Below are 21,505 nucleotides of genomic sequence, written 5' to 3'. Positions count from 1 at the left end.
ACAGGAGGCTCCCATGACCCGCATCGCGCTGATCGCCCTGTCTGCTATTGCGGCGGCGGGTGCCGCCCAGGCTCAGGCACCTACGGAGCCGCGCGAGCCGACCCGTTTCGCCGCCGGGGCCGGCATTGGGACCACCGGCCTCTACGTCGAGGGACAGTTCCGGGTCACCTCCTACATCAGCCTTCGCGCGACCTACGAGTTCGCAGAATTCGAGCGCGACCAGAATGTGGACGACATTACCTATACCGGACGCCTGGATTCCGGGGTGATCGGCGGCTTCGTTCAGGTCCACCCGATGGAATCCAACTTCTTCGTCAGTGGGGGCGGGCTGTTCGGGGAACGCGCCGTCGGCCTGGCGGCCCAGCCGGCCGGGCCGGTGACCATCGGTGACCAGACATTCACCCCGACGCAGATCGGGCGACTGGATGGCGAGGTGGACCTGGGCGATCGGGCCCTGTCGTTCGGAGCCGGATGGGACAGTACCTTCAGCCGGGTGCGCGGTCTGGGTTGGCGGGTCCTGGCCGGGGTCGCCATCGGCGATGAGCCGGATGTTCACCTGAACTCGGTCGGCGGCACCTTGTCGAATGATCCGAACCTTCAGACTCAGCTTCGTCGCGAGGAAGGTCGTGTGGAATCAGAGGCCGCCGAGCTACGCTACTATCCGGTGGTTCAGGTTGGGCTGACCTGGCGCTTCTAGCTCTGGAGCCGCATGGCCCCGCGGGACACGCCGTAGCCGTCCAGCCGGCCCAGAAAGCTCATGCCGAGCAGGGAGTGACCCAGGCCGTTCTGGAACACAACGGCCTCAACGTTCTCAAGGCGCGTCGGTCCCACCGAGAGCCAGGGCAGGGTAATGACCGCCACATGTGACGGTCCGCCCGCGGTCGCCACAACGTCGGTGAAGGCGTCGTCCGTCAGGATGACCCCCAGACGTTCCGCATCCGTGCGGGTCAGGGAAACCCGAGTCGCACCTGTATCAATCAGCAGGCGAAGACGACCGCCCTCGGTCGCCCCCTCAGCCCAGAAATGCCCGTCGTCGGCGACCGGAAGCACGGCGTCGGGGGGGCCGACAGACCGATCGACGGCCAGCACGCCGCCAGCCGCGCCGAGCGCGCCACAGGCTGCGATGGCCACGATCGCCATGGGTTTGAGCTTCTTCACGCCTACGCACCCCACACACTGGCCGTTTCTCGGCCTTGGGATCAGCCTAGCGCGATCAGGTTTGCATCCGGTGAATCAGGCTTCGCCCAGCTTGGCCGGGTCAATCTGGCCCCGACGCCCCGGCAGTTCGGACAGGATGGTTTCCCGCTGATCCTGCGTCAGCCGTATCCAGCCTGCGATCTCTTCCAGCTTGCGATAACAGCCGAGGCACAGGCCACTCTCGCCATCGACGATGCAAACCTTGACGCACGGGGTGGTGATCGGCGTGGACATGGCCTGCGTCATAGACCGGTGCGCTGAAGATTACGACACCGTCATGCTTGGGGCAAAACTATAGCCAATAATATCCGATAGTTAACTTGTCGATCCGAGATCTTCGAGCGACCCTTCCAAGGGGTTGTTCAGGCGCTCAGCAAAAAAACGGAGATACCGACATGAAGATGCTTATCGTACCTACGGCTCTCGTTGCCGCCGCCCTGGCCGGGGCCGCCCAGGCCCAGACGGTTCGGCTCTCGGACACCGACTATATCGCCACCGCCCGATGTGCCGGCCTGGCGGACGGGACCGGTGCGGACACGGCTCGCTTTGATCAGACGCTGCGCGAGCAACGCCGCGGCCGAGCGGACCACATTCGTGATGCGGCCTCTAGCGCACGACGCGAAGCAGCGTCCTGGGCACGGTCGGATCAGGCCGCAGCCACCGGTGAGCTTGCCGCCTGTCGCTAGGCTTGATGGAGCCAAACAAGGGGAGGCCCCGGCGCTCGCCGGGGCTTTCTGCTTGTCGCGGGCACGGTCGGCTCCTAGTCCTGCCTCACATGGGAGGACACCGATGAGCCTGATCGAGATCGAACGCCGCGGACGGATTGCCGTTCTGACTCTGAACCGACCGGACCGTCTGAATGCTCTGCCCGATCTCGATGACGGCGAGGCCTTCGCGGGGGCGTGTGATGCCATCAACTCTGATCCGCAAATCAGTGTTGCGATCCTGACGGGGGCCGGGCGCGCCTTTTCTGCCGGGGGCGATCTCAAAGCGATGGCCGGACGTTCGGCCCTGTTCGAAGGTTCGGGCGCAGCGATCCGCGAACGCTATCGTCGCGTTGTGCACCGGATTGTCCGATCCCTGTATGGACTGGAGGTGCCCCTGATTGCCGCCGTCAACGGGCCGGCCATGGGGCTCGGCTGCGACATTGCAGGTTTGGCGGACATTCGCCTGGCCTCGTCAGAGGCCGTTTTCGGCGTCCCCTTTATCAAGCTGGGATTGATCCCGGGTGATGGTGGAGCCTGGCTCCTGCCGCGAAATGTCGGCTATGCGCGGGCGGCCGAGATGTTGTTCACCGGAAACAGTATCGACGCCGAGACGGCCCTGGCCTGGGGACTGGTCAACCGGGTGGTGGCCCCTGGTGTCCTGATGGATGAGACTGTGAAGCTGGCTGAAGAGATTGCCGGCCAGCCGCCGCAAGCTCTACGCATGGGCAAGGCGTTGTTGCGACAGGGGCGCGACGCCAGTTTCGATCAGCTCTTGGAGATGTCGGCGGCGGTTCAGGCGCTGGCGCACCTGACGAACGACCACCTCGAAGGCGTGCAGGCTGTCATTGAAAAGCGGCCCGGCGCTTTCAACGGCAACTAGGCCGGCTCGATCACGCCGAAAGCAATCAGGCGGCGTAGCACCTTGTCGGCATCGTCCAGCCCGAGGTCTGCCAGGACAAAGGGATCGCCGGACAGGGCACGCCGATAGGCCGCTTCTTCGGCTTGTTTGATATCCAGGTCCCCGCCTGGCGCGATCAGCACCAGGGTGTCGCCGTCCTCGGCAAGTCGCCAGGGGATGGTGGCCTTCAGCACATAGGCCTGGGCCGGGTCGAGCGGCAGGGCTCCCGAGACGACAGCCCCGGCGATGTCGGAATCCCGCGACCGGATAAAGCCATCGACCATCAGGTCGAAGGCACTGTCCATCCGCGCACGTTCGGGAAGAATCTTCATTAGGCGGTCGAACAGGACCTGGGCCTGGGTCCGGTCATAATCTCTGTGAGCGTGACCGGGCGGCAGACTGCGGCGGAACTCCGGCTCGCTCAGCGCGACCTCCGAGACAGCCTCAAGCACGACCTCCGCCCAGGTTTTGACGATCAAGCCGCAGGTGATGTGCAGCGATGGTCCATCGCCAGACGTTGAGGCGTCGTGGACCAAGCCGCGCGGGACATAGGCGCAGTCGCCGGCCTTGAGGACAAACTCGCTGGTCTTCTCGCCCAGATCATATTTGCCGCGTTCGAAGCCCTCGCCGCGATAAGGGGTGGTCACCGGCGTGCCGTAGAGCCGCCAGAGCTTTTCGCCCTCGACCTGAAGCACGAAGACGTCGTGGTTGTCGTAGTGGGTGTGAAAGCCCTGAGCTGAGGGCGGCGTCAGGTAGATGTTGGTCTGCACATGACAGGAAAAGGTCTGTTCCATCGCCCGGCAGAAGGCGGCCAGATCCGGGTCGGACTGATGCAGCTGCTGCAGGATGATCGTTGCGCCCAGTGCGTGCTGGTGGGCGATGACGGCGCGATCAACCGCACCACCGTCCATGACCCAGCCCGCGCGATCCAATTCGCGGCTGGCATCGGCCAGGTCGATCGTGTTCGCACGGAGATCGGCGGAGGCGATCAGGCTGTCCAGATGCGCGATCGACAACAGGGGGGCGAACCGCGTGGGCTCGTCGCGGGGGACGATCAGCGCCTCGCGCTCATAATAGCGGTCAAAGAACTCCTGATGGGTGATCGGACCGATCAGCCAGCTCAGGGCGTCCGCCGCCCATGGACGGGCCGGTGCCTGACCGGCCCCTTTGAATTGACTCATGGAGGCTTAACCGCGGGGACGTCCCCGGCCATGGCTGGCGCGGTCACGGTTCGATCCCGAATCGGAATCGGTAATACCGGTATAGCCGCGTCCTGCCGGATCGGAGTTGCCGCCGGAATCGGAATCCGAACGTCCTGTGCCGTTGCCGCGGCCGTTGCCGCCACGATCGACCGGATCGCTGTCCGTCAGGCCTGACGCCCCGCCGCCTCCGCCAGTGTTGCAACGGCGACCGTTCCCGCCGGGATCGGCGTAGGTTCCACCATCACTGTCAGAACACCCCGAAGTGCCACCGCCGCCCCCGACGCCGTAGCCGGAGCGGTCGTAGGGGTCTGAATCGGTCAGGCCGGTCCGGCCATAGCCACCCCGGTCGGCATAGGATCCGGAATCACCATCGGTCCGGCCCGTCGGTCTTTGCTGGGCGCGAGCTTCACCTGCAATCAGGGCGCTGGCCCCGCCGGCCGCGGCCGCGCCGCCAAGCACAGTCGCCATGAAGGATCGCCGATTGAGGCGCTTTTTCTTAGGCTTGTTATCTTCGTCAGCCATGGCACCCTCCCGTGCAATTGCGACCAATTCTCAATTAAACAGCTGTTTTCAATGAAAAACTATCACGAAACGGCGATACATCAAGTCGGAGATCGAGAGGGTCAGATTTGATCAGAGTTGGGTCGGTCCTTCGTCGAAAACGGCGGACCCGATGTGACCGTCCGACGTGGCCCAGGCGCGCTTCATGCCCTGGCTGTTGTACGGCATGGCGATCCGACCCTGACGATCCACCGCAATCAGGCCGCCGTCTCCACCGAGCCGGCCGATTTCGTCGATGACCGCCTGGGTGGCCTGGGCGACGGTCGCACCGGCAGCCACGCGCCAGGAGGTCTGGGCACAGGCGGCGGTCCGAATGAAATACTCGCCCTGGCCGGTTCCCGAGACGGCGGCGTGGCTGTCGGCCCAGGTGCCCGCCGCCGGGATCGGTGTGTCCCCCACGCGACCCGGCATCTTGCCGAAGACGCCGGCCGTCGATGTGGCGGAGGCCATACGACCGTTGAGATCGAGAGCCACGCAGCCGACCGTTCCGTGGGCCAGTGTCCCAGGCGGGTGATTGTCCTCGCCCTGACCGGCCCGGGTGAACCAGGTGTCGGGATCCTCGATCCCGGCCAGGTCCTGCTCGCGGCAGAAGGCCTCGGCCCCCTCACCAGCCAGCATGACATGGGGCGTCGCTTCCATGACCCGGCGCGCGGCCAGAATCGGATTGCGAAAGCCCTTCAGCGCCGCGACGGCCCCGGCCGCCTGGCTGGATCCATCCATCAGGCTGGCGTCCAATTCATAGTCTCCCGCGAGGTTGGGGCTGGCCCCGCGCCCAGCGACGTAAAGGCCGGAGTCTTCGAGCGCCATGGCCGTCTCGACGGCCACATCCAAAGCCGAGGCCCCGCCGGCCAGACGGTCGCACGCCCGCTCAGCCAGTTCGAGCATGTGGGGAACTTCGCGGCTGTAGTCCCGATTGCGGCGGGCCCCGGCACCGCCATGCAGGGCCATAGCAAATCTACGCATCGACATTTCCTCGTCCGCGACGCCTTTACCCGGCGCGTGGCGGCTGCTTAGCGTTGGACCAGCGCAAAGGCGAGCGGGGGATTCGATGCGAGCACTATTGTCCAAGGCCGTTGGCGGTCCTGAAACCCTGGTCCTTGAGGAGGTCGATGACCCGACGCCGGGCAAGGGCGAGGTGATCATTGACGTCAAGGCCGTTGGCATCAACTTCCCCGACACGCTCATCATCGAAGACAGATACCAGTTCCGTCCGCCGCGTCCGTTCGCACCCGGCGGCGAGATTGCCGGCGTGGTGGAGTCCGTCGGGGAGGGCGTCACAACGCTTCGACGGGGAGATCGGGTCGCGGCTATGGTGGGCTGGGGCGGGCTGGCCGAGCGCGTCGCGGTCCACGCCGGACGGTGCCTGAAAATTCCCAAGGACATGCCGTTCGACGAGGCCGCCGGCTTCATCATGACCTATGGCACCGTCTATTACGCGCTCAAGGACCGTGCTGAGTTGAAGGCTGGCGAGACGCTTTTTGTACCGGGTGCCGCCGGTGGGATCGGGTCGGCGGCGGTGGAATTGGGCAAGGCCATGGGCGCGCGCGTCGTGGCCGCGGCCTCAACCAACGAAAAGGTCGAGTTCGCCCTCGAACTGGGGGCAGATAACGGCCTGATCTATCCTTCTGGAGCCTTGGACAAGGCCGCCCAGAAGGAGCTGTCGGGCGAGATCAAGCTGGCCTGCGGGCGCGACGGGGCAGATGTGGTGCTCGATGGCGTCGGCGGCGACTATGCTGAGCCGGCCCTGCGAGCCATGGACTGGAACGGGCGTTTCCTGGTTGTCGGCTTCCCGGCGGGCATTCCGTCGTTTCCGCTCAATCTAACCCTGTTGAAGTCGGTGTCGGTCATCGGCGTCTTCTGGGGCGCGCATGCCGAGCGCGAACCTGATTTGCATCAAGCGAACATGGCTGCGCTTCTGGCAATGTATGCCGAGGGCAAGATCCGGCCGCGGATTTCACAACGCTTCTCCTTCGACCGGGGTGCTGAGGCGATCCAGGCGCTTGGAGATCGATCTGCCCTGGGCAAGATCGTCGTGGAGATTTCGTGAGCCGTTTTGCGTTCAACCCGGACCTTGATCTGGAGGCCCTGTCAGAGTGCTGGGAGCCGGGGGGGCGTCTTCATGTTCCCAACATCCTGACTCTGGAAACAGCCGACCTGTTGGAGGAGGCCCTGGCGACCGAGACAGACTGGATCCGGTCGGTGACAATGCGGTCGGGGACCTTCCATGTCCCCCTCAAGGGAAATGAGCCGCAGACCGAGACGCACCGAAAGTGGCTGGCCGACGCCATCGTCGACGGCGGTGATCCCGAGATGCAGTACGTCTATGATAATCGGCCGCTCGGCTCGGGTCATGTGCCAAACCCGCCACGCGGCGATCTGCTGGATGATTTCGAATACTGGCTGAACGAGGAGCCGCAGTTGGAGGTGATGCGCACCATCACCCAGGCGGCTGATACCCAACGCATCTACTGCCAGGCCTCACGTTTCGTGAACGGACAGGTCCTGACCGAGCACACGGATCACGGCGGCGGCAAACGCCTGGTGGCCCATGTGTTCAACCTGACGAGGACATGGAATCCGGACTGGGGCGGCTTGCTGCTGTTCTACGACGAACAGGGCCACGTCTCTCGCGGGTTCACGCCGGGCTTCAACTGCCTGAACCTGTTCCGCACGCCGCAAAGCCATGCGGTGACCCAGATCGCGCCATATGCGCCGCATCCTCGACTGGCGATCTCGGGCTGGCTGATGGGCTAGTCGGCCTCGAGCCGGTCCAGTGCCGCCCGGGCCTGGTCGCGGTGTCGATCCTTCAGGTGCCCGCGCAGTAGGGCGATGACCCCGGCGATGACCGCAGCGTCGTCCGTAAAGCCGATCCCGGCCAGCACGTCAGGAATGGCATCCGTCGGCAGCACAAAATAGGCTAGGGCGGCGAGCATCATGCCCTTGGCCGCAACGGGGGTGGCCGGATCGCGGGCGCAATACCACACAGACACGACGTCGCGGGCAAAGGGGATCTTCGCCGCCGTCCGGGCAACCTTGGGCCAGAAACCCTGACGCACGCGCGTCTCATTCATCCGCACAACGGCGGGAACCAGGGCCTTGTTCGGGTCGAGAGCATCCTCGACCGTCATGCCTTCAGTGTTGGCCTTGTTCGCCATGACCGCTACATCCTCGCGCTCATCAATCAGCCCTTGGGGCCAATATAGGGATACTCCGCATGAAACTCGATGGTTCGATCTCTGCAGTGGTCACCGGGGGCGCGTCGGGCCTCGGTGAGGGTACGGCGCGCGCGCTCGCCGCCCAGGGCGTCAAGGTCGCCATCTTCGACATGCAGGCCGACAAGGGTGAGGCCGTCGCCGCCGAGATCGGTGGCGTTTTCTGCAACGTCGACGTCACCGACGACGCCTCGGTCGCCGCCGGCTTCGAAAAGGCGCGCGCCGCCCACGGCCAGGAGCGCATCTGCGTCAACTGTGCCGGCATCGCCACCGGCATGAAGACCGTCAGCCGCAAGAAGGACACCGGCGAAATCAAGGCCCACGACATGGCCCAGTTCGAGCGCACCGTGCGGGTCAATCTGTTCGGCACCATGCGGGTGCTGTCGCAGTCGGCGGCGGGCATGGTGACGGCGGATCGTCTGGATGACGGCGAGCGCGGCGTCATCATCAATACGGCCTCGGTGGCGGCCCAGGACGGCCAGATCGGCCAGGCCGCCTATTCGGCCTCCAAGGGCGGCGTCTTTGCCATGACCCTGCCGATCGCACGGGATCTGGCCCAGGAGGGGGTGCGCATCAACACCATCCTGCCGGGCATCATGTGGACGCCGATGATGGCGGGCATGGACCAGAAGATCCAGGACGCCCTGGCGGCGATGATCCCCTTCCCCAGCCGCCTGGGCACGCCGCAGGACTACGCCTCGCTGGCGCTGGAGCTGGCGCGCAACGTCTACATCAACGGCGAGTGCATCCGCCTGGACGGCGCGATCCGGCTGGCACCGCGGTAGGATTGTCGAAAGGGACCGTTGCACCCGCAGCGGTCCCGGCTCGACTTCGCTTCGCTCATTGGCCGGGATGACAAATTCTAAAGAGAAGCCCGCCCCACCGGCGCGCTTGTCGCGCCGGCATTGACCAGGGATTTGCGGCGGTCTTCTCAAAGAGAAGCCCGCCGCGGGGATTATCGCGGCGGGCTCTGCTCTTCATCAGGAGCGGGCGTTTCCTCCCCGAAACGCCGGAGGCGGCGAACCACCTCACTGGCCGGACGAAACGCCAGTTTATTCAGACTGTCAATGCGGGCACGCGTTCACAAACCTGCCAGCTAACAACTGATCAACGATCAGTTTCGCTAGAGCATGATGGTTCGCGTTTGAACCGCGGCGCGGTTCCAACACGAAGCCGAATCATGCTCGCGCTCTCATCTGGAGCCTGATTCACGGCAGGGATGAAATCGCGAAGCGATTCCATCTCAACCGACCAGGCTCTAGGCGCGAAGACCCTATGGCGTCGCTGAGACGATGGCGCGCACAGCCTCAACCATCTGGTCGCGCGGCACGGTCTGCTGGCCAGGGCGTTCGGCTTTCCAGGTCTGCAGGTCGGACCCTGCGGCCAGCTCCCGGCCTAGGTCGAGATCCTTGATGGTGACGGTTCCGGCCTTGATTTCATCCTCACCGATCAGGATGGCGGCGGGGCTCATCCGCCGGTCGGCATACTTCATCTGAGCCTTGAGGCCCGACCGTCCCAGATAGACCTCGGCGGGGATGCCGGCCTGTCGAAGCTGGGCAGCCACGGCGAAATATTCGGGCATCGCCGCCTCATCGAAGGCGACGACAACCACCGGTCCGCGAACCGCCGCCAGGCCGGCGTCCATGGCCTGAAGCGCCACGGCCAGGCGGCTGACGCCAAAGGAGAAGCCCGTCGCCGGTGTTCGCTCGCCGGTGAAGCGGGCAACCAGATCATCATAGCGGCCGCCGCCCCCGATCGACCCTAGCCGCAGGGATTCGACGGGCCCGCGCAGGATCAGTTCGGCCTCAAACACGGCCCCGGTGTAGTACTCCAGTCCGCGCACCACCGAGGGATCAAACAGCGCCTGATCCTCTGACACGCCCAGGCCGCTGAGGGCGGCGTCAATGCGGGCCAGTTCCTCGAGCCCCTGATCGCCCTCGGTGGACCCGCCGACGACCTCGGCCAGGACGCCCAGGGCCGAGCTTCGCCCGGCTGTGGAGGCGGTGAGGAAGGTCATCACCGCACCGATCTGCTCGCCCGAGAGGTCTGCCCCTTTCGTGAAGGCCCCGGAATCGTCCAGGCGACCCTTGCCGAGCAGGTCGCGCACGCCGTCCGGCCCCAGCCGGTCGAGCTTGTCGATGGCGCGCAGCACCGCCAGTCGCTGGCTCGCCTCGGAGACGCCTGAACGATCAAGAAGGCCGTTCAACAGCTTGCGCGTATTGATCTTGATGACCGCTCCACGCTGGGGGACGCCGGCCGCCGTCAGGCCCTCGACGGCCATGGCAATGATCTCGGCATCGGCCTCGGGCCGATCCGAGCCGACGGTGTCGGCATCACACTGAAGGAACTCGCGGAAACGTCCCGGCCCCGGCTTTTCGTTGCGCCAGACCGGGCCGAAGGCATAGCGCCGATAGGGCTTGGCCAGGGTCTGCCAGTGCTCGGCGGCAAAGCGCGCCAGCGGAGCCGTCAAATCATAACGCATGGCCAGCCATTGCTCGTCGTCGTCCTGGAAGGCGAAGACGCCTTCGTTGGGACGATCGGCGTCCGGCAGGAACTTGCCGAGTGCATCGGCATACTCGAAGGCCGGCGTGTCGAGCGGCTCAAACCCCCAGCGTTCGTACATGTCGGCGACGGCGGTGATGATGCGGCGCTCGGTGATGAGGTCGCGACCGCGGCGGTCGACCAGGCCGCGGGCCTTGCGGGCCTCGGGCCGTATTTCCAGAAGATCAGACATGGGCCGCGCTTACCCCGGCACGGCCCGAACCGCAATCAGGCCGCCGCTTCGCGGCTCAGTGGCAGCAACCGACCATAGGTCAATGAGCGCCAGATCCATTCGATTGGCCCCATGCGGAAGAAGGCCAGCCACATGGGTGACCAAAGCAGCTGGAGGATCCAGACGACGGCAATGATGCCCCACATTTCAGGCCAGCCGATCTCGCCATACCAGCCCAGGCCTCGCCCGCCGTAGGCGAGGGTGGTCATGATCAAGGTCTGGGTCAGATAGTTGGTGAAGGCCATCCGCCCGACCGAAATCAGCGGATACAGGATCAGGCTCATGCCGAAGCGCACCATCAGGATCAGCACGCTGGCATAACCGAGCGAAACCAGCGGAACCAGGAAGGTCGCATGGGGCCGCGTCATGGCCTGAATGAAGTCGAAGCCACTCGCCGCAATGGCTGAGCTTTCGCCCCAGATCAGATAAAGGCAGCCCGCCGCCAGAAGGATCGAAGCGAAATAGAGCCAGGTCGGGCTCCGACCGGCCAGAAAGCCGGCCTTGAACAAGCCCATGCCGATCATCATCAGGCTGGCGGTGACGGGGATCATCGCCACAGCGATAATCGGTACGACGGCCAGCCACTGTTGGAACTGATGTACCGTCACCGACCAGGCGTCGCCGGTCATGGCCTGAATGGCCGCCGCCAGCTGTTCTGGGGTCATGTGGCCGCCCTGTTCGGCGATACTCGCCTGGAGCTGATCCGGCGGCATGAGCGTCATGCTCCACATCATCCCGACGTAGAGGGCACACAGGATGAGATAGAGGACCGTGCCCACGATTAGCAGGCGGCGCGCGCTCCAGGACCGGACGAGCATGACGATGAAGCCGGTCAGGGCATAGAGGAACAGGATGTCCCCAAACCAGAAGGCGGCCCCGTGGATCAGGCCAAAGACGGCCAGCCAGAACAGGCGTGATCTCAAGAGCCGACCCCGATCAAGGTCGGTGCGCAGACCGCCGACAAGGAAGATCGACACCCCGAACAGGAGCGAGAACAGCGTCCGCATCTTGTCGCGGAAGAAGACGTCCTGGATCTGCCAGCCGAGCAGGGCATCGGCGTCCCAGCCAGGCTGGATCGCGGGGTTCATTCCGACCTCGTGCGGCCAGAAGAAGGTCATGGCATTGACCGCCAGGATTCCCAGCACAGCCAGACCGCGCACCACATCCAGGCTGAGGACGCGGTCGGCCCGCTGAACGGGTGCCAGGATCTCGGTTTGTGGCTCTGTCTGCGTCATGGTTCCCCCAGAACCGGTTGCTAGCTAGCGTCCCCAACGCTGTCCTGCTGCTGCCCCTTCAGGATGTGATAGGGGGTCCGCATCGGCTCAGGAACGCGCGTGAAGGCGATCAGACTGACCATCAGGCCCGCCCAGCTGGCGAAGGCCGCTCCGACCAGAGCCGTGATCGGCAACAGGCCGACACCATAGATGAAGAAGGTGGTCTCAGCCACGCCCAGGCCCTGAGCCGGGCCGGTGACGCGCAGCCATCCGCCGATCAGTAAGATAAACACCAGCAAAAGCTGGGCTCCGACGGCCAGCACCGCCCCAAACAGGGTGAAACGCCAGATAACGCCCAGGCGCGTCGTCGGGGTGCGCGAGCGCCGCCATTCGCGCCGCAGCAGCCACAGGCCAATAGCGGTCCCCACGGCGACCCAGATCAGGCCGAGCAGGCGCCAATCCATGTCCAGGCCGAGCGAGAAGGCCTGGGGTGGCCAGGCCAGCAGGGTGATGATGATCGGTGGCCAGGCCAGGCTGGCCAGCCAGGCGACCGGTGCCCAGACGACGGGGCTTTCGCGCCAATGAATCAGAGCCGTGCCCGGCAGGCGTTTGTCGCTTTCGGCCAATTCGCGCAGCGGCTTCATGGCGCGCGTCTCGGTCAGTTTGCGACCGGTCTCGGCCAGGTCAGGCGGCCTCATCGTGTGGGCTCCGGCGTCGGGCCTGAGTAGTCATAGAAGCCGCGACCGGTCTTGCGACCGAGCCAGCCGGCCTCAACGTATTTAACCAGCAGCGGACAGGGCCGGTATTTGGTGTCACTCATACCGTCATGCAGGACATTCATGATGGCCAGCACGACATCCAGCCCCATGAAATCCCCCAGCTCGAGCGGGCCCATCGGATGATTGGCCCCCAACTTGAGCGAGTTGTCGATGGAGCGGACATCGCCGACCCCTTCATAGAGGGCGTAGATCGCCTCATTGATCATCGGCACCAGAATGCGGTTGACGATGAAGGCCGGATAGTCCTCGGCGTCCGTCGTGACCTTGCCCAGGCTTTCGGCAAAGACCTTGACGGTTTCATAGGTGGCCGGGGCCGTGGCGATGCCACGGATGATCTCGACCAGCTTCATCACTGGAGCCGGATTCATAAAATGCAGGCCGATGAAACGTTCGGGTCGGTCGGTCGATGCCGCCAGGCGGGTGATCGAAATTGACGACGTGTTGGACGCTAGCAGGGTTGTGGCCTTGAGGCTGGGCGTTAAGGCCTGAAAGATGGCCTTCTTGACCTCTTCATTCTCCGTCGCTGCCTCGATGACCAGATCGGCCTGGCCGATCTCAGCCAGATTGACCGTTGCGGCAATGCGCGACAGAGCCGCCTTGGCATCAGCCTCGGTGATCAGGCCCTTGGCGACTTGCCGGGCCATGTTCTTTTCGATGTCGGCAAGCGCGGCCTTTAGCCGCTCGGCGTTCTGGTCGTGCAGTTTGACCTCACGCCCGCCCAGCGCACAGACATGGGCGATGCCCGAACCCATCTGACCGGCACCGATGACGCCTACGGAATTGATGTCGCCCATACTCTCTTTCGCGCCCTTTGAGGCGTCTGTCTTCAAGGCGACGCAATCTGGCGAAGCCGGGCGGCGCTGGCAAGCGAAGAGGGGGGATTGACGCCACCGAGAGGTCTTTCCAAACGCCGTGGACGCCCTAGGGTGCGCGAACCAATCGGGAAAGGCGTGGCGCATGTGGGTTCTGTTGGGGGTCGGGGTTCTGGTGCTGGGCTTCGTGCTGCGGCTCAACCCTCTGCTGGTGATCGTTATTTCAGCCCTGGTCACCGGGCTGACGGCGGCCTGGGCTCCAGGGGTGGGTGTGGCCGAACTCTGGGCGGCGGCGGTGGCGACCCTGGAAGCCTTCGGCAAGGCCTTTAACGACAGTCGTTACTTCCACATCACCTGGCTGATCCTGCCTCTGATCGGCTTGCTGGAGCGGGAAGGGCTGCAGGAGCGCGCCCGGATCGTCATCTCCAAGGCCAAGGCTGCAACGGCCGGGCGGCTGATGCTGGTCTATCTGGTGCTGCGGCAGGCCACCTCGGCCCTGGGGCTGACCTCGCTGGGTGGCCACCCCCAGATGGTACGCCCTCTGCTGGCCCCGATGGCCGAAGGCGCGGCTGAGGCCGACGGCCCCATCTCCGACAGGACCCGGTACCGTATCCGGGGCATGGCCGCGGCCACCGACAACATCGGGCTGTTCTTCGGGGAGGATATCTTCATCGCCATCGGCTCGATCGTGCTGATGGTCGGCTTCCTTCAGCAGGCCGGCATTGTCGTGGAGCCCTTGCAGCTGTCGGTCTGGGCCATTCCGACCGCGATCGTTGCCCTGATGGTCCATGGAGCCCGGCTTCTGATGTTCGACCGGACCCTGGAACGATCATCCTCTGCGGCTGAAGAGACGGAGGGCTCGAAATGATCACTCTGGATCATGCCTATCTGGTCGTCGGACTGATGTTCCTGGCCTTCTCGGTCCTGACATTGCTGGACCGAGAGCATCCGACACGCATTCGTAGCGCCCTGTTCTGGGGCCTGATCGCCGCCTCGATGCTGGTTGGCACCTGGATCGGAGATCTGGGCAACGGCCTGCTGGTCCTGGGTCTGGTGGTTCTGGCGGGTGTGCGAAAGCTAGGCGTCGGCAAGCCGACGACGACCACGCCGGTGGAGCGTGAGGCCCGCGCTGTCCAGCATGGCAATTGGCTGTTTATCCCGGCTTTGATCGTACCTCTGGTGGCTGTCGGCGGGACGCTGGCGGCCAAGTACACCGCCTTTGGGGCCTGGCTGATTTCGGACGCGCAGACCACGCTGATCGCCCTGGGCCTGGGCTGCGTCATTGCGCTGGCGGTCGCCTGGGCCTGGTTGAAGCCGCCGCCAACCGCCCCGTTCCAGGAAGGCCGCCGGTTGGTCGATTCCATCGGTTGGGCGGTGCTCTTGCCGCAGATGCTGGCGTCCTTGGGCGCGGTCTTCCTGATGGCGGATGTCGGCGGGGTGGTCGGTGAACTGATCTCTTCGACGGTGCCTTTGACCACCCCCCTGATGGCGGTCATCGCCTATTGCGTGGGCATGGCGGCCTTCACCGTCATCATGGGCAACGCCTTTGCCGCCTTTCCGGTGATGACGGCAGCCATCGGTCTGCCGGTGCTGATCCATCAGTTTGACGGCAATGTCGCCATCGTGTGCGCGATCGGGATGTTGGCCGGGTTCTGCGGAACCCTGATGACGCCCATGGCGGCCAACTTCAATGTGGTACCGGCCAATCTCTTGGAACTCCCGGATCGCGATTCGCCGCTCAACGGTGTCATCCGGGCTCAGATTCCGACCGCCCTGGTCATGTTGGCGGTCAATATCCTCTTGATGTTCTTCCTCGCCTTCCGGTTTTGACGATGACGCTCGATCTCGCCCTCGCCTCCAGCTTCGCCTCGACGGCTCTGGGCCATGTGGCGCGTGAGTGGCCCAACAAGATGGATCACGTCATGGGCGGATCGGAGGATGTCCTGAGCCCACGCCAGGCCCACCCGATCTTCTATGGCAGCTTTGACTGGCACAGTTGTGTCCACGGCTGGTGGACCCTGGCGACGCTGGTGAGGCTTTTCCCGCAGATGCCCGAGGCGGAGCGTGTCTTGTCCGCCGCCGAGGTGACCTTTAGCCCGGCCCATGTCGAGGCCGAACGCGCCTATCTGCACCGACCGCTGTCGCGAGGTTTCGAGCGACCCTACGGCTGGGCGTGGCTCTTGATGCTGCAGGCAGAGCTGAACCGGCACGCGACACCCGAAGGTCGCCGCTGGGCCCGCGAACTGGAGCCCCTGAGCCAGGCCTTCGCCGACCGGTTCATGGGCTTTCTGCCGATTTCGGCCTATCCGGTGCGGACAGGAACGCACTTCTCGACCGCCTTCGCCCTGCGGTTAGCTCTCGACTACGCCGAGAGTGTTGAGGATCGGGGCCTGGAACGTCTGATCCAAGACAAGGCTCTCCAGTGGCACGGCGACGATCGCGACTGTCAGGCCTGGGAGCCGGATCAGGATGCCTTTCTGTCACCGGCCCTCATGGAGGCCGAACTGATGCGGCGGGTACTGGGTGAGGACTTTCCGGCCTGGTTTGATGGTTTTCTGCCACGTGCCGCTACGGGTGAGCCGGGCGTCCTGTTTGAACCGGTCACGCCGACGGACCGGACGGACGGCAAGATCGCACACCTGGACGGACTGAACCTGTCGCGGGCCTGGTGCTGGCGTGGGATCGCCGGTGCCCTGCCGGACGACCACAGCGTGCGAGCTCTGGCGCTGGCGTCGGCGGATCGGCACCTGGCGGCAAGCCTGCCGCATGTGACGGGCGACTATATGGGCGAGCACTGGCTGGCCAGTTTCGCCCTGCTGGCGATGCGTGCCTAGTGTTCGCGGAACGAGCGCCACACACTCTGGGTCAGGGGCTCGAAGAAATACTGCAGGGCGGTGCGTTTCCTGAGCGGCACGACCACCTCAACCGGCAGACCAGGGATCAGGCCGGTATCTTCGCCGCGGACGGCTTCGATCTTGGCTAGCTCTGATGGCGGGACCTCCACGGTGACACGGAAGAAGCTGCGGCCTGTCCGTTCGTCGGTGAAGCTGTCAGCGGAAATGTCGGTCACTGTTCCATGCAGGATCGGCAGGTCACGTTCACGGAAGGCCGAGAAACGGACCTCAGTGTCCTGGCCCATACGCAGGTCATCGGCATCGGTGGGCGAAACTTCGGCGGAGACGATCAAAGCCGCCTCTTCGGGCACGACCTCCATAAGCATCTGACCGGGCTGGACGACGCCGCCGATGGTAAAGACCGACAGGCCGACCACACGCCCGGACGCAGGGGCTCGTACCTGGGCGCGCGCCAGCTGCTCGCGCGCGGCGGTCAGGCGCGGGTTGAGTTCGTCGAGCTGGACCTGGACCTGGCGCAAAAGGTCAGCCACCTCCTCATCGGTCTGGGATCCAACGCCCAGCATCTGGAGCCGCGTCTCGCCGATGGCTTCCTGGGCGCGCGCGACCTGGGCTCGCAAGGCTCCTTCTTCACCGTCCAGAGCCGCAGCCTGGCGTTCGAGCGCGCGGACGCGATTCAACGGTGCGAAGCCGCGGTCGGCCAGGCTCTGCATGCCGGCGAGCTCTTCGCCGATCAGACGGCTTTGTTCGCGATTGGAGGCGATCTGCCGGTCCAGGCCGATGATCTGTTGGTTGAGCTGTTCGACCCGCTGCGACAGCACGCCGATCTCGTTGCCGCGTGATCCTCCACGCGCGGAAAACTGCTGGCGTTGCAAGGCCAGGGCCTCATTGGCCAAGGCCACGTCATCGCCTGACAGGGCCTGGAACTCCGGCGGGGTCGGCACAGATCGCAGGCCGTCGCGCTCGGCCACGAGCCGGGACCGTTGCGCCAGCAGCGCCAGCACCTGTCCGGTCAATCCGCGCTCGGCCGCGCGCAGCTCGCCGGCCGATATTTCGACCAGGACCTGGCCCTGACGCACCTCCTGGCCCTCGTGGACGTGCAGGGCCGAGACAACGCCGCCGTCGCGGTGCTGAACCGCCTGGCGATTGCCCGACACCACGATCTTGCCCGGCGCATAGGCCCCGGCATCCAGCGGTGCGAACGCGGCCCAACCGAGGAAGATCACAAAGAAGGCGGCGGCGATGATCCCGCCGATGCGCAGTTCGCGGCGCATGGAATCAGCCGGTCGGGTGCTCGGGGGCGGGCCTTCGGCAGACGGGGTGCCGGCCATCGGTTCGGCAGCACCGGTCGTGGCGGGTTCCCTCACCGTTGCAGGGGGCGTCTCTTCGACGCGTTTGGCGGGTTCGGCGCTCATCTCAGTTCACACTCGAGACGACGCGGGGGGCCGGTTGGCGACCGGCCTGGAGGCGGGCCGCGATCTCGTCGCGCGGACCGAGCCCCTCGATACTGCCGTCGCGCAGCACCAGCAGCTTGTCGACCGTCTGAAGAACGCCCGTTCGGTGGGCGATCAGAATGACCGTTGCGCCGCGCGTCTTCAGGGCCTTGATCGCGCTGGCCAGAGCCACCTCCCCCTCGGCATCGAGATGGGAGTTCGGCTCGTCGAGAACGACCAGACAGGGATCGCGATAGAGGGCGCGTGCCAGAGCGACGCGTTGGGACTGGCCGGCGGACAGTCCCCGCCCTCCCGGCCCCAGAGGTGTGTCATAGCCCTGCGGTAGCTTGAGGATCATCTCGTGGCATCCGGCGGCTTTGGCCGCCTGGATGGCCCGGGCATCGACGTCCTCGCTGGCGGCGTCGAGCATGCTCTCGAAACGCGAGATATTTTCCTTGATAGTTCCGGCAAACAGGATCGAATCCTGCGGCAGATACCCGATATGCAGGGCCAGCCGTTCCGGATTCCAGGTGGCATAGTCGGCCTGGTCCAGTCGCACCTTGCCGGCGTCCGGTTCGGTCGCCCCGGCGATCAACCGCGCCAGCGTCGTCTTTCCGGCCCCGGACGGCCCGATGATGCCCAGCGATTCTCCCGGTTGAAGGGTAAAGCTCACATGCCGCAGTAGGGGCTGTTCGCGCGCCGGAGCCCGCACGCCGACGCCATCTAGCGTCAACAGTCCGGCGGGCTTGGGCAATAGGGTCCGGGGCCGATCCTGATCGGCCGTTGAAGCAAACAGCTCAGTCAGATTGGCCCAGGCGGCCCGGGCCTGAACGATACCGTTCCAGGCCCCGACAACCTGCTCGATGGGCTGCACGGCGCGGCTGAGCAACACCGAGGCGGCGATGATGGCGCCGGCAGAAATCTGGCCTTCAACGGCCAGCCAGGCCCCGGCTCCCAGGGCGAGCGACTGAAGCACCAAGCGCAGGAATTTGATCGCCCCGGTGTAGCGCCCGCCGATAAACTGGGCCTCGGACTGGGCGGTCACGGCCGCGTCGCGTTCCTTCAGCTGGCGGGTGATCATGGCCTGGCGCATGCCCAACGCCCGCACGACCTCGGACTGACCGGCGATGGTTTCCTGAGCCATATAGGCCTTGGCCGAGGCCTGGGTGGCCGCCTCGATCCGGGGCTTGGAAGACCGCTCGTTCAAGACCGCCAGGATAAACAACAGGATGCCGCCCACGAGGGTGAGCATGCCCAACGTCCAATGCAGCATGAAACACACCAGCAGATACACCGGCGTCCAGGGCAGATCGCAAAGGGCCAGGGCTCCCTGGCCGCTCAGACCCTGGCGGAAGGTGTCGAAGTCGCGCATGGCCTGGGCGACCTTGGTGCCGGATTCTCGCGAACCGATGACCCGGTTCAACACGGTGCCGGCTAACAAACGATCCAGCCGCAATCCTGCCCGGACCAGAATGCGCGACCGGATGTGATCCAGAGCCGCCAGGGTCCCCAGGGCAAAGACCACGACAACCGTGACGAACAACAGCGTCATAATGCCGCCGGTCGGGACCACCCGGTCATAGACCTGCATCATGTAGAGGGTCGGGGCCAGGTACAGGACATTGACCAGGGCCGAGAAGCCGAAGGCGAACAGCAGGTGCGCGCGGCAGGCCCTGATGGCCTCCGCCAGGGGTTCCGTTCCGGGCTTTTTCGGGAACAGCGCTTGAAGCACGGAGCGGTCTTCACCTTTATACTTGGGCCTCCATTATAGAGGTTCGCGGGCAAATCCGCGACTCTTCAAGCGTTAACGGCGCAGAGGCCAACCAGATGGGTTCATTTCAGTTTCGCGCCCCGCCACAGATCATCGTCGAAGACGGCGCTTGCGAACGTCTCGGTGAGCGCCTGGCGACGCGCGGCCTGAGGCATGCCCTGGTCGTTACGGATCCTTTCCTGGCCGGTTGCGGCCTGATTGATGCGGCGGTGGCGGGCCTGGCCGGACAGGGCGTGGCGGCAACGGTCTTCGATGGGGTTGAACCTGATCCGCCGGAAGCCTCGGTGCAGGCGGGTGTCGATGTCGCCGGTCGCGCCGGCGTCGACGTGGTTATCGGATTCGGCGGCGGTAGTGCCATGGACACGGCCAAGCTGGTCGCGTTGTTGGGAGCATCGGGCGAAACGCTGGCCGAGGTGTACGGCGTGGATCAGAGCCGCGGCCCCCGGCTGCCGCTGGTGCAGATTCCAACGACGGCCGGCACGGGGTCTGAGGCCACGCCGATCTCGATCATCACCACACCGGACGGCCAGAAGACGGGCGTGGTTTCAGACTGGCTCTACCCAGACCTGGCCATTCTGGATGCGACTCTCACCCTGGGCCTGCCGCCCCGCGCGACGGCAATGACGGGTGTGGACGCCATGGTCCACGCGGTCGAAGCCTACACCTCTCGGCTTAAAAAGAATGCGATCTCGGATGCCCTGGCGGTGCGGGCGCTGGGGCTATTGTCGGCCAATATTCGCCGCGTCGTCGAAGAGGGGTCGGACCTAGTCGCCCGGCGGGCCATGCTTGAAGGCTCGCTGCTGGCGGGCATGGCCTTTGCCAATGCCCCGGTCGCCGCGGTTCACGCCCTGGCCTATCCGCTGGGAGGGCTGTTCCATGTACCTCATGGCCTGTCGAATGCCCTGGTGTTCGCCGAAGTGGCGGACTTCAATCTGGCGGAGGCGAGCCAGTCCTATGCGGATTTGGCGGTGAGCCTGCCGGACGACCTGACCGAGCGATGCCACAACGGCGACGGTTTCGTCACGGCGATCCGGCGGCTGGTGTCCGGCTTGCCGATGGAACAAAGGCTGGGCGACGTGGGTGTACGACCAGAGGATCTCGATCGATTGTCGGACGATGCTATGAAGATCACCCGCCTGTTGGTGAACAACCCGCGCGACATGACCCGGGCTGATGCGCGCGCCATCTATGCCGCGGTCCTCTAGAGCCTGATCGGCCGCGCGAGTCCTAGCCGGCCTTGGGTGGCCAGGGAATGAAGGCGCTCGTGCGCCGCACATAGTCGGCATAGCCCGGGCGAGAGCTTGTCAGGCCGCGCTCCAACAAAGGGGCACCGGACCAGCGTAGGAGAGTGAAGGTCAGGAAGGCGGGCCCGGCCAACGATACCCAACCCCAAGGCACCTCACAGGCGATCAGGCCAAGGCCCCACCAGACGCAGGCATCACCAAAATAGTTGGGGTGGCGTGAGTAGCGCCACAGGCCCCGGTCCATGACCTGTCCGGCGCTGGCAGGATCGGCACGAAAGCGACTGAGTTGATGATCGGCGACCCCTTCGAAGACCAGTCCGAACGTCGCCAGCGCCGCGCCACCCCAGCCGAGCCAGCCGACCGGAAGGTCGGGATGGGTCTGCCCAATCTGAACCGGCAGAGACACGAGCAGCAGCAGAATGCCCTGTAACAAGAAGACAAAGATCAGGGCGGCCACCGGCCAGGGCATTCCGCGCGCGGCCAACCGACCGAGAAGGCTCTCATACCGCTTGTCGACGCCCTGCCGTTGCCAGCGCACGAACAGATGACAGCCGAGCCGCAGGGCCCAGGCGACGCACAGGCCCGTCAGCAAGGCCTTGCGGACCGGGTCGCCGCCGGCGACGACGTAGTCGACGGTGGCCACAGCGCCCATATTGAACGCCCAGAAGGCGTCCACGAAGCTGACATCCCTCAGGCGCAGCGCCACCAGCCATAGGCCGAGCATCAGCCCCGCGACCACAGCGGCGTTCAGACCTAGAAGTTCGATCACTGTCACCCTGGTCCTCGTGGATAATCGTCTCGTCTAACATCGATTTAACTTGGAATGTTCCGGTCGGACACGGCAAGAGCG

The 21,505-nt window shown here is 65.1% G+C and carries 23 protein-coding genes; 10 read left to right on the top strand and 13 right to left on the bottom strand.

From position 1 onward, the window contains the following. Positions 1-13 precede the first annotated feature (13 nt). A complete protein-coding gene (locus G391_RS0101980; RefSeq protein WP_029086024.1) occupies positions 14-697 on the top strand; it encodes a hypothetical protein in 684 nt (227 codons plus the stop codon). On the opposite strand, the gene G391_RS0101975 is transcribed toward G391_RS0101980, so the two are convergent. Both G391_RS0101975 and G391_RS0101970 read right to left on the bottom strand, forming a co-directional pair. After that, the gene (locus G391_RS0101975) at positions 694-1,158 is read right to left on the bottom strand and encodes a retropepsin-like aspartic protease family protein (RefSeq protein WP_029086023.1); all 465 of its coding nucleotides are present in this window, start codon (positions 1,156-1,158) and stop codon (positions 694-696) included. The genes G391_RS0101980 and G391_RS0101975 overlap by 4 nt on opposite strands. A gap of 75 nt (positions 1,159-1,233) precedes the next feature. Next, on the bottom strand, positions 1,234-1,431 hold the full coding sequence (locus G391_RS0101970) for a DUF1289 domain-containing protein (RefSeq protein WP_029086022.1): 198 nt from the start codon (positions 1,429-1,431) through the stop codon (positions 1,234-1,236). 161 nt (positions 1,432-1,592) lie between these two features. Here G391_RS0101970 and G391_RS0101965 point away from each other — a divergent pair, with 161 nt between their 5' ends. Together G391_RS0101965 and G391_RS0101960 are read left to right on the top strand one after the other, a co-directional pair. Further along, positions 1,593-1,883, top strand: coding sequence for a hypothetical protein (locus tag G391_RS0101965; protein ID WP_029086021.1), 291 nt, complete (start codon positions 1,593-1,595; stop codon positions 1,881-1,883). A 103-nt stretch (positions 1,884-1,986) separates the two neighbouring features. After that, complete coding sequence (locus tag G391_RS0101960) at positions 1,987-2,784, top strand: crotonase/enoyl-CoA hydratase family protein (protein WP_029086020.1); 798 nt, start codon at positions 1,987-1,989, stop codon at positions 2,782-2,784. Here G391_RS0101960 and G391_RS15030 read toward each other — a convergent pair. The 3 genes from G391_RS15030 to G391_RS0101945 form a co-directional block, all read right to left on the bottom strand. Further along, the gene (locus G391_RS15030; protein ID WP_029086019.1) at positions 2,781-3,983 is read right to left on the bottom strand and encodes a cupin domain-containing protein; all 1,203 of its coding nucleotides are present in this window, start codon (positions 3,981-3,983) and stop codon (positions 2,781-2,783) included. The genes G391_RS0101960 and G391_RS15030 overlap by 4 nt on opposite strands. A 6-nt stretch (positions 3,984-3,989) precedes the next feature. Further along, complete coding sequence (locus G391_RS13560) at positions 3,990-4,526, bottom strand: hypothetical protein (protein ID WP_051257055.1); 537 nt, start codon at positions 4,524-4,526, stop codon at positions 3,990-3,992. A gap of 111 nt (positions 4,527-4,637) precedes the next feature. Further along, complete coding sequence (locus tag G391_RS0101945; protein ID WP_029086018.1) at positions 4,638-5,534, bottom strand: isoaspartyl peptidase/L-asparaginase family protein; 897 nt, start codon at positions 5,532-5,534, stop codon at positions 4,638-4,640. Between the two features lie 79 nt (positions 5,535-5,613). On the opposite strand from G391_RS0101945, the gene G391_RS0101940 reads away from it, so the two are divergent. Both G391_RS0101940 and G391_RS15025 read left to right on the top strand, forming a co-directional pair. Beyond that, a complete protein-coding gene (locus tag G391_RS0101940) occupies positions 5,614-6,612 on the top strand; it encodes an NADPH:quinone oxidoreductase family protein (protein ID WP_029086017.1) in 999 nt (332 codons plus the stop codon). After that, positions 6,609-7,319 carry a 2OG-Fe(II) oxygenase gene (locus G391_RS15025; protein ID WP_051257054.1) on the top strand — a complete coding sequence of 237 codons (711 nt, stop codon included), beginning with the start codon at positions 6,609-6,611 and terminating at the stop codon, positions 7,317-7,319. The genes G391_RS0101940 and G391_RS15025 overlap by 4 nt, the downstream gene beginning before the upstream one ends. Here G391_RS15025 and G391_RS0101930 read toward each other — a convergent pair. Beyond that, the gene (locus G391_RS0101930; protein ID WP_029086016.1) at positions 7,316-7,720 is read right to left on the bottom strand and encodes a YkvA family protein; all 405 of its coding nucleotides are present in this window, start codon (positions 7,718-7,720) and stop codon (positions 7,316-7,318) included. The two genes, G391_RS15025 and G391_RS0101930, sit on opposite strands and share 4 nt — an antisense overlap. 59 nt (positions 7,721-7,779) lie before the next feature. Here G391_RS0101930 and G391_RS0101925 point away from each other — a divergent pair, with 59 nt between their 5' ends. Further along, on the top strand, positions 7,780-8,562 hold the full coding sequence (locus G391_RS0101925; protein ID WP_029086015.1) for an SDR family NAD(P)-dependent oxidoreductase: 783 nt from the start codon (positions 7,780-7,782) through the stop codon (positions 8,560-8,562). Between the two features lie 488 nt (positions 8,563-9,050). Here the strand turns inward: G391_RS0101925 and hisS are convergent, their stop codons facing one another. From hisS to G391_RS0101905, 4 genes are read right to left on the bottom strand one after another with little or no spacing between them, the layout of a single operon-like run. Then, entirely contained in the window at positions 9,051-10,511 is a 1,461-nt protein-coding gene (hisS, locus tag G391_RS0101920) for a histidine--tRNA ligase (RefSeq protein WP_029086014.1), read from the bottom strand. A gap of 35 nt (positions 10,512-10,546) precedes the next feature. Beyond that, entirely contained in the window at positions 10,547-11,785 is a 1,239-nt protein-coding gene (locus G391_RS0101915; protein ID WP_035303471.1) for a DUF418 domain-containing protein, read from the bottom strand. A 20-nt stretch (positions 11,786-11,805) separates the two neighbouring features. Continuing rightward, positions 11,806-12,462 (bottom strand): hypothetical protein, encoded by a 657-nt coding sequence (locus G391_RS0101910; RefSeq protein ID WP_051257053.1) that lies wholly within the window; start codon positions 12,460-12,462, stop codon positions 11,806-11,808. Beyond that, positions 12,459-13,337 carry a 3-hydroxybutyryl-CoA dehydrogenase gene (locus tag G391_RS0101905; RefSeq protein ID WP_029086011.1) on the bottom strand — a complete coding sequence of 293 codons (879 nt, stop codon included), beginning with the start codon at positions 13,335-13,337 and terminating at the stop codon, positions 12,459-12,461. The genes G391_RS0101910 and G391_RS0101905 overlap by 4 nt, the downstream gene beginning before the upstream one ends. Before the next feature lie 163 nt (positions 13,338-13,500). Here G391_RS0101905 and G391_RS0101900 point away from each other — a divergent pair, with 163 nt between their 5' ends. Genes G391_RS0101900 through G391_RS0101890 form a run of 3 tightly spaced genes read left to right on the top strand, consistent with a single transcriptional unit; the run spans position 13,501 to position 16,189 of the window. Further along, positions 13,501-14,223, top strand: a complete 723-nt coding sequence (locus G391_RS0101900; protein ID WP_029086010.1) for a DUF969 domain-containing protein — start codon at positions 13,501-13,503, stop codon at positions 14,221-14,223. Next, positions 14,220-15,185, top strand: a complete 966-nt coding sequence (locus G391_RS0101895) for a DUF979 domain-containing protein (protein WP_029086009.1) — start codon at positions 14,220-14,222, stop codon at positions 15,183-15,185. Before G391_RS0101900 ends, G391_RS0101895 begins: the two co-directional genes overlap by 4 nt. A 2-nt stretch (positions 15,186-15,187) precedes the next feature. Continuing rightward, positions 15,188-16,189 (top strand): DUF2891 domain-containing protein, encoded by a 1,002-nt coding sequence (locus G391_RS0101890; protein WP_029086008.1) that lies wholly within the window; start codon positions 15,188-15,190, stop codon positions 16,187-16,189. Here the strand turns inward: G391_RS0101890 and G391_RS0101885 are convergent. After that, the gene (locus G391_RS0101885; protein WP_245572017.1) at positions 16,186-17,622 is read right to left on the bottom strand and encodes an HlyD family type I secretion periplasmic adaptor subunit; all 1,437 of its coding nucleotides are present in this window, start codon (positions 17,620-17,622) and stop codon (positions 16,186-16,188) included. The genes G391_RS0101890 and G391_RS0101885 overlap by 4 nt on opposite strands. A gap of 1 nt (position 17,623) precedes the next feature. After that, positions 17,624-19,372, bottom strand: coding sequence for a type I secretion system permease/ATPase (locus G391_RS13550; RefSeq protein ID WP_084169092.1), 1,749 nt, complete (start codon positions 19,370-19,372; stop codon positions 17,624-17,626). A 95-nt stretch (positions 19,373-19,467) separates the two neighbouring features. Here G391_RS13550 and G391_RS0101875 point away from each other — a divergent pair, with 95 nt between their 5' ends. Further along, on the top strand, positions 19,468-20,616 hold the full coding sequence (locus tag G391_RS0101875; RefSeq protein ID WP_029086006.1) for an iron-containing alcohol dehydrogenase: 1,149 nt from the start codon (positions 19,468-19,470) through the stop codon (positions 20,614-20,616). Between the two features lie 22 nt (positions 20,617-20,638). Here the strand turns inward: G391_RS0101875 and G391_RS0101870 are convergent, their stop codons facing one another. Further along, complete coding sequence (locus G391_RS0101870) at positions 20,639-21,424, bottom strand: DUF1295 domain-containing protein (RefSeq protein ID WP_245572016.1); 786 nt, start codon at positions 21,422-21,424, stop codon at positions 20,639-20,641. Positions 21,425-21,505 lie beyond the last annotated feature (81 nt).

Source organism: Brevundimonas aveniformis DSM 17977 (genome assembly GCF_000428765.1).
GTDB classification, from domain to species: Bacteria; Pseudomonadota; Alphaproteobacteria; order Caulobacterales; family Caulobacteraceae; genus Brevundimonas; species Brevundimonas aveniformis.
This window is presented reverse-complemented; position numbering and strand designations above follow the sequence as displayed.

Bases quoted from the DNA above. Each gene is read 5' to 3' on its own strand.
- G391_RS0101980 (WP_029086024.1), top strand. From the start codon at position 14: ATGACCCGCATCGCGCTGATCGCCCTGTCTGCTATTGCGGCGGCGGGT.
- G391_RS0101970 (WP_029086022.1), bottom strand. From the start codon at position 1,431: ATGTCCACGCCGATCACCACCCCGTGCGTCAAGGTTTGCATCGTCGAT.
- G391_RS0101965 (WP_029086021.1), top strand. From the start codon at position 1,593: ATGAAGATGCTTATCGTACCTACGGCTCTCGTTGCCGCCGCCCTGGCC.
- G391_RS0101960 (WP_029086020.1), top strand. From the start codon at position 1,987: ATGAGCCTGATCGAGATCGAACGCCGCGGACGGATTGCCGTTCTGACT.
- G391_RS15030 (WP_029086019.1), bottom strand. From the start codon at position 3,983: ATGAGTCAATTCAAAGGGGCCGGTCAGGCACCGGCCCGTCCATGGGCG.
- G391_RS13560 (WP_051257055.1), bottom strand. From the start codon at position 4,526: ATGGCTGACGAAGATAACAAGCCTAAGAAAAAGCGCCTCAATCGGCGA.
- G391_RS0101945 (WP_029086018.1), bottom strand. From the start codon at position 5,534: ATGTCGATGCGTAGATTTGCTATGGCCCTGCATGGCGGTGCCGGGGCC.
- G391_RS0101940 (WP_029086017.1), top strand. From the start codon at position 5,614: ATGCGAGCACTATTGTCCAAGGCCGTTGGCGGTCCTGAAACCCTGGTC.
- G391_RS0101930 (WP_029086016.1), bottom strand. From the start codon at position 7,720: ATGGCGAACAAGGCCAACACTGAAGGCATGACGGTCGAGGATGCTCTC.
- G391_RS0101925 (WP_029086015.1), top strand. From the start codon at position 7,780: ATGAAACTCGATGGTTCGATCTCTGCAGTGGTCACCGGGGGCGCGTCG.
- hisS (WP_029086014.1), bottom strand. From the start codon at position 10,511: ATGTCTGATCTTCTGGAAATACGGCCCGAGGCCCGCAAGGCCCGCGGC.
- G391_RS0101915 (WP_035303471.1), bottom strand. From the start codon at position 11,785: ATGACGCAGACAGAGCCACAAACCGAGATCCTGGCACCCGTTCAGCGG.
- G391_RS0101910 (WP_051257053.1), bottom strand. From the start codon at position 12,462: ATGAGGCCGCCTGACCTGGCCGAGACCGGTCGCAAACTGACCGAGACG.
- G391_RS0101905 (WP_029086011.1), bottom strand. From the start codon at position 13,337: ATGGGCGACATCAATTCCGTAGGCGTCATCGGTGCCGGTCAGATGGGT.
- G391_RS0101900 (WP_029086010.1), top strand. From the start codon at position 13,501: ATGTGGGTTCTGTTGGGGGTCGGGGTTCTGGTGCTGGGCTTCGTGCTG.
- G391_RS0101895 (WP_029086009.1), top strand. From the start codon at position 14,220: ATGATCACTCTGGATCATGCCTATCTGGTCGTCGGACTGATGTTCCTG.
- G391_RS0101890 (WP_029086008.1), top strand. From the start codon at position 15,188: ATGACGCTCGATCTCGCCCTCGCCTCCAGCTTCGCCTCGACGGCTCTG.
- G391_RS0101885 (WP_245572017.1), bottom strand. From the start codon at position 17,622: ATGAGCGCCGAACCCGCCAAACGCGTCGAAGAGACGCCCCCTGCAACG.
- G391_RS0101875 (WP_029086006.1), top strand. From the start codon at position 19,468: ATGGGTTCATTTCAGTTTCGCGCCCCGCCACAGATCATCGTCGAAGAC.